Genomic DNA, 3715 nt, shown 5'->3' on the forward strand with positions numbered 1-3715 from the left:
CCTCGCCATGCGCCTCACCAACCGCATCAACACCACCCTCAACACCCACACCACCATCCACACCCTCTTCCAACACCCCACCCCCGCCGAACTCGCCAAACACCTGGAGACGACCGACAGCACCGGCACACCGTCGTCCCAGCGGGTCACAGCGGTGGTTCCCCGTCCCGAGCGGATACCCCTCTCGCCCGCCCAGCGCCGGCTGTGGTTCCTGCACCAGCTCGACGGCCCCAGCTCGGTCTGGAACATCCCGCTGGTCACGAGCGTCCGTGGCACCCTCGACCGTGATGCGCTGAGCCTGGCCCTCGCCGATGTGACGCTTCGGCACGAGGCACTCCGTACCGTCTTCGCCGAACTCGAAGGCGAACCCTCGCAGTTGGTCCGCCCCGAAGCGGGTGTCGAGATCGGCTGGTCGTCGTCCCACACGCTCGAAGACGCCGACCGAGCCGTGGCCGAGCAGTGCTCGTACGAATTCGACATCGTCACCGAGCCGCCGGTGCACGCGCATGTGGTGCGGACCGGACCCGACAGCGCCGTATTCGTCCTCGTGGTGCACCACATCGCGGCCGACGGCCTGTCGATGGGATCACTCGTGGCCGATCTGGAGCGCGCCTACTCCGCGCGGACCGAGGGCCGGGAGCCCGAGTGGACCCCGCTGCCCGTTCAGTACGCGGACTACGCGCTCTGGTCCCTCCAGCAGGAGGACCGGCACGACGGCGATCTGGCGTACTGGCGGGAGGCGCTGGCCGACCTGCCGGAGGAGCTGACGCTTCCGTACGACAGAGCACGGCCGACGCGAGCCTCCTACGCGGGGGCCGAGGTGACCGCGCGGGTCGAGCCGGAGACGCATCAGCGGCTGCGCGACCTCGCCCGCCACCATGAGAGCACCATGTTCATGGTCGTCCACGCGGCTCTCGGAGCAGTGCTGACCAGGATTGGCGCGGGCACCGACATCCCGCTGGGCACAGTGGTGGCAGGCCGCGCCGATCCGGTCCTCGACGACCTCGTCGGGTTCTTCGTGAACAGCCTGGTGCTCCGCACCGACACTTCCGGCGACCCCCGGTTCGACGAGCTGCTCGGGCGGATCCGGAGCGCCGACCTCTCGGCGTACGAGCATCAGTCCGTCTCCTTCGACCGAGTCGTCGAGGAGTCGCGCCTCAGCCGGTCGCTCTCCCGCCATCCGCTGTTCCAGGTCGCGTTCAGCGTCGAGGACGAGACACCTGGGCTGCGGCTCGCCGGCGTCGAGACGGCCATCGGCCGGGTGCCGATGTCCCCCGCCAAGTTCGACCTGCTCATCGGCGCGATCGAGCACGGTGCGACCGACGGCGACGCCCGTGGCATCACCTTCACGCTGACGTACGCGACGGACCTGTTCGACGAGGAGACGGTACGTGAGCTGGGTGACCGGCTGACGCGTCTGCTGAGCGCGGTCGCCGCCGACTCGTCGCTGCGCGTCAGTGAGATCGATCTGCTGACCGCCGAGGACCGCAGGCGAATGCTGGAGGAGTGGAACCGGACCGACGAGGTAGCACCCCGTACCCTGCCGGAGCTGTTCGAAGAGCAGGTCAGGGCAGAGGCCGAAGCGGGCGCGCCACGCGTGGCCGTGGAAGCGGACGGGACAGCCACGACCTACGCCGAGCTGAACGCCCGCGCCAACCGGCTCGCACGCCATCTGATCCGTCAGGGAGTCGGCCCCGATGTGCCGGTCGCCGTCGCCACCCGGCGCTCGCTCGACTGGGTGGTGGCGTTCCTCGCGGTCGCCAAGGCGGGCGGCGCGTATCTGCCGGTGGACCCGGCGTACCCCTCCGAGCGCAAGCGGTACGTACTCACGGACAGCGCCGTGGGAATGGCGCTGGTCGACTCCCCCGACGCGCTGGGCGATCTGGATGCCGATGTGACCACGGTCCTCCTGGGCGAACTCGACCTCTCGGGGTACGCCGACGACGACATCCGTCCGGCCGAGCGCTCGGCACCGCTGCTGCACGGCCATATCTCCTATCTCATCTACACCTCGGGATCCACCGGAAAGCCCAAGGGGGTGGCCCTGCCGCACACCGGGCTCGCCCGGCTGGTCCGCCGCCATCGCGATTTCGTCGCACCGGACTCGGCGCACCGAGTGCTGCAACTGGCCTCGATCGGCTTCGACGGCTCCGTCTGGGAGCTGGTCATGGCGCTGCTGCTCGGCGGCACACTGGTGATCGGTAAGCCGGAGGAACTGCTGACGGTCCGGCCGGGCGAAGCGCCGGACATCACCCACGTGCTGGTCACGCCCTCGATGCTCGCCGCTCTCCCGGCGCACGCGGTACCCGAAGGGGCTGTGATCATCACGGCCAGCGAGTCCTGCCCGCAGTGGCTGGTGGCCCAGTGGGCGACCACCCATGAGCTGGTCAACTCCTACGGACCGACCGAGACCACGGTCTGTGCGACGGGCGGCTCGCTGCCCGCAGGGCGGCCGGTGACCATCGGCGGCCCCGTCGCCAACACCGACGTCTATGTGCTGGACGAGGCGCTGCGGCTGGTGCCGCCGGGCGTCGCGGGGGAGCTGTACATCGCGGGCTCGGCCCTGGCCCGTGGCTACGCGGGCCAGTCCGGACTGACCGCATCACGCTTTGTCGCCGACCCCTTCGGTCCGGCGGGGACCCGGATGTACCGCTCCGGCGATGTGGTCCGCTGGGACAGGTCCGGCCGGCTGCTGTTCGTCGGGCGGGCCGACGACCAGGTCAAGATCCGTGGCTTCCGCATCGAACTCGGCGAGGTCGAGGCCGCCCTCTCCACCTGCCCGGGGGTCGGCCACGCCGCTGTCCTGGTACGGGAGGACCGGCCGGGCGAACGGCGGCTGGTCGGCTATCTCACCGGCCCGGCCGAGCCCGGTGAGATACGGCGGCTCCTCGCCCGGCGGCTGCCCGAGTACATGGTGCCCTCGGCACTGGTGAAGCTGGACGCGTTCCCCCTCACCGCCAACGGCAAACTCGATCGCCGCGCGCTGCCCGCGCCCGCCAGGGAGGCCATGGGCCGGGGGCCGCGCACTCCGCGCGAGGAAGTCCTCTGCGGGCTGTTCGCCGAACTGCTCGGGCTGCCCGAGGTGGGCGTCGACGACGACTTCTTCACCCTGGGAGGGCACTCTCTCCTGGCCACCCGGCTCGTCAACCGGGTACGGGCTGCGCTCGGGGTCGACCTGAATCTGCCCACGGTGTTCGAGAACCCCAGTGTGGCGGGGCTCGAACGACACCTGCGTCAGGCCGGCAAGGCCGCCGTGGTTCCTCCTCTGACGGCGGTGAGTCCTCGGCCTGCCCGGCTGCCGCTCTCCCCGGCCCAGCGTCGGCTGTGGTTCCTCCACCAGGTCGACGCCGAGAGCGCCGCGTACAACATCGCTCTGGTCAGCCGGATCTCCGGCCCGCTGAACCGGGAGGCGTTCCAACAGGCCGTGTCCGACCTGGTGATCCGGCATGAAGTCCTGCGTACGGTCTATCCCGAGCAGGACGGCGAGGCCATCCAGGTCGTCCTTCCGGCAGGGCAGGCCACCGTCACCGTGCAGTGGTCGCAGAGCCCGCCGGAGCTGGCCGACGAGCGGATCGCCCAGGAGCGCGAGCACAAGTTCGACCTCAGCGCCGATCTTCCGATGCACGTCCATGTCATCGACACCGGTTCTGAGTCGGTGTTGGTGTTGGTGTTGCATCACGTTGCTGCTGATGGGTGGTCGATGGGTCCGTTGTCT

1 protein-coding gene is annotated in these 3715 nt (G+C 70.0%); it reads left to right on the top strand.

The window, feature by feature from the left end; translation table 11 throughout:
• A partial coding sequence (locus IE247_RS33810) for a non-ribosomal peptide synthetase (RefSeq protein WP_190127200.1) occupies positions 1 to 3715 on the top strand: 3715 nt, incomplete at both ends.

The organism is Streptomyces inusitatus (assembly GCF_014651115.1).
Lineage (GTDB): Bacteria > Actinomycetota > Actinomycetes > Streptomycetales > Streptomycetaceae > Streptomyces > Streptomyces amakusaensis.